The organism is Variovorax sp. 05N34 (assembly GCF_056397405.1).
Window position 1 is genome coordinate 1 of the sequence record NZ_JBFTNI010000027.1, and the last position, 2935, is coordinate 2935.

At 66.0% G+C, this 2935-nt stretch carries 1 protein-coding gene; it reads right to left on the reverse strand.

The features are described 5' to 3' along the window. Positions 1-2935: autotransporter-associated beta strand repeat-containing protein (locus tag AC1DMA_RS30075; RefSeq protein ID WP_478146472.1), on the reverse strand; the 2935-nt coding region annotated here is incomplete at both ends.

Consider the following 2935-nt stretch of genomic DNA (forward strand, 5'->3'; position numbering starts at 1 on the left):
GAAGAACCAGCGTGCCATCGCCTTCTTTCGTCAGTGCGCCGCTGGCACCGGAGAGCGTGTTGGTCAGCGTGAGCGTCGTCCCCGCATCGGTCTGGATGCTGCCGTTGTTGGGAGTGATCGTGACCGCGCGGCCCGACGTGAAACTCGCACTGCTTTCCAACGTGCCGCCATCCAGCGCCACGCCGCCGGCGGCTGCGCCCAGGTTTGCATCTGCGCCGACCGAGAGCGTGCCGCCCGAGATGGTCGTTCCGCCCGTGTAGGTGTTGGCCCCGGAAAGCACCAGCGTGCCTAGGTCCGTCTTGTCGATTTGCACGGCTCCGCTCAACACCGAGTTGATGGTGGCGACATAGCCCGCGCCCGCACCCGTTCCGTCACCCACCCGGATGGTTGTGATGCCCGGCACTGTGGCCTCGGTCTCCACCAGCGCGATCGGGTCTCCCTGCAGCACGTAGCCGCTGCTTGCGAACTGCATTCCCGACGCCGTCACTGCACCCGGCCCGTTGTCGATCGTGACGGTGCCGGGCGTGGCCGTGAACACCGCGAAGGACCCGTCGGAGAACGGCGCGTTGACCGAACCATCCGCCGTCGTCCAGTTGTCGTTGCCTGCCGAGCCCTGCCAGATGCCCGTGCCGCCATCAACGACGTTGTTGTTCTTCGGCCCTGCGGCTCCGTCCCAGTAGCTCAGCGTCAGCCCGTTGGTGTTGATCAGATTGACCTGATTGGCCACTGAGGTCTGGATGAACGAGCCTGTTGCGGGCGCCGTGCCGACGACAAGCCCGTTGTCGATCAAGGTGCCGCCGTAGTTGATGACGCGGTACAGGCCCGGGCCGAACGTGCCGCCGGCGGATGTTGTGACGTTGAGCGTGCCATCGAGAGTCAAGTTTCCGCCGACCACTGTCAGGTCATTGAGCGTGCCGCCGACCGTACCGGCCTGGCCGAACTCATAGTTGAGGACGGAGGCGCCACTCAGCGCCAGATTCCCTGCGATCGTCAGCGTTCCCGGTGATGCGCCGGGCGCCAGGGTTCCGTCTGCAATCGCGACGTTGCCGCCGATCGTGCCGTGGCCGCCGAGGATGCCGCCCGTCGATACGTTGAGCGTGCTAGTCGTCCCACCCAAGTTGCCATCGACCCGCAGCATGCCGTTCGTGACATTGGTTGTGCCTGAGAAGGTGCCGCTGTCGCCCGTCAGCTGCGTGGTTCCGGCGCCGATCTGGTTGATGGCGCCGGCGCCGCCGATCGCGCCAGCAAAGGTGATGGCGTTGGAGCGGTTGAAAGCCAGCGTGCCATTGTTGGTGACATCGCCGACGATGCTCCCGGTGATGCCGCCGGCACCCAGTTGCAGCGTGCCTGCCGAGATCGTCGTGCCGCCCGTGTAGGTGCTGTCGCCCGTCAGCGTCGTCGTCCCTGCGCCGATCTGGTTGACTGCGCCGGTGCCTGTGATCGTGCCCGCAAAGGTCAAGGTATCGCTGCGGTTGAAAGACAGCGTGCCGTTGTCGGTGACATCGCTGGTGATACTGCCAGTCGTTCCGCCATTGCCCAACTGCAATGTGCCCGCCGAGATCGTCGTGCCGCCCGTATACGTGTTGTCGGCTGTCAGCGTGGTGGTCCCGCCGCCGATCTGGTTGACATTGCCGGAGCCACTGATCGCGCCCCCGAAGGTCCAGGCATTCCCATGGCCGAGCGCCAGCGTGCCATTGTTGGTGACATCACCCACGATCGAACCGGTGAGCCCGCTGGTGGTGCCAAGCTGCAGGGTGCCCGCCGAGATCGTCGTGCCACCGGCGTAGGTGCTGTCGGCCGTCAGCGTGGTTGTCCCTGCGCCGACCTGGTTGACCGCGCCGGTGCCTGTGATCGCGCCCGCAAAGGTCAAGGCATCGCTGCGGTTGAACGACAGCGTGCCGTTGTCGGCGACGTTGCCCGTGATGCTGCCAGTCGTGCCGCCATTGCCCAACTGCAGCGTGCCGGCCGAGATCGTCGTGCCACCGGCGTAGGTGTTGTCCGCGGTCAGTGTGGTGGTCCCTGCGCCGATCTGGTTGACTGCGCCGGTGCCGGTGATCGCGCCCGCATAGGTCAAGGCATCGCTGCGGTTGAACGACAGCGTGCCGTTGTTGGTGACATCGCCGACGATGCTCCCGGCGGTGCCGCCGGCACCCAGTTGCAAGGTGCCCGCCGAGATCGTCGTGCCACCGGTGTAGGCGCTGTCGCCCGTCAGCGTCAGCGCGGCGATGCCGTTCTTGATCAAGCCGCCCGTGCCGCTGAGTGCCCCGCCGAAGGTCGTATCGGCGGTGTTGTTCGCCGTCAGTACCGCGCTGCCCAGCGTCACGCTACCCGCGCCCGAGAGATTGTTGGCGATCTGATCAAAACTGTTCAAAGCCAGCGCGGCGCCGCTCGCAACATTCACCGCGCTGCTGGTGGCAAACGCATTCGCAATGCCGGTCTGCAACGTGCCGGCGTTGACCAGCGTCTGCCCGGTGTAGGTGTTGACCGCCGAGAGCAAGAGCGTGCCTGCACCGTTCTTCGTCAGTGTGGTGCCGTCCCAGCCGGTCACCGACGCCGCTTGATTGGCGAGCACCACATCGACGTTGAACGTGTCAGCCGGACTCGTGAGCGTGAACACACCGTCGCCCGCCGTGGTGCCTGCCAGCCAGGTCAGGCCAAAGCCCACGTTGTAGTCCAGCGCATTGGCCGACTTGCCACCGGCGAGCGTAAGGTAATCGACCGGACTTGCGGCCCCACCGAGGCTGACCGTGTCGAAGTCGTTCGTGATGCCGCCGGTCGTGTGAATCACGTTGGTCTGTGTGCCGATCAGCGCACTGGCCGAGGTCGGCGCGCTCGCACCGAAGCCGGTGATGTTGAGCGTGCCGCCCAGATCAGCCGTCGCCGCCGAGATGACGGGCTGCGCGCTACCGAGCGCGACATCGAGCGTGCTGGTGGC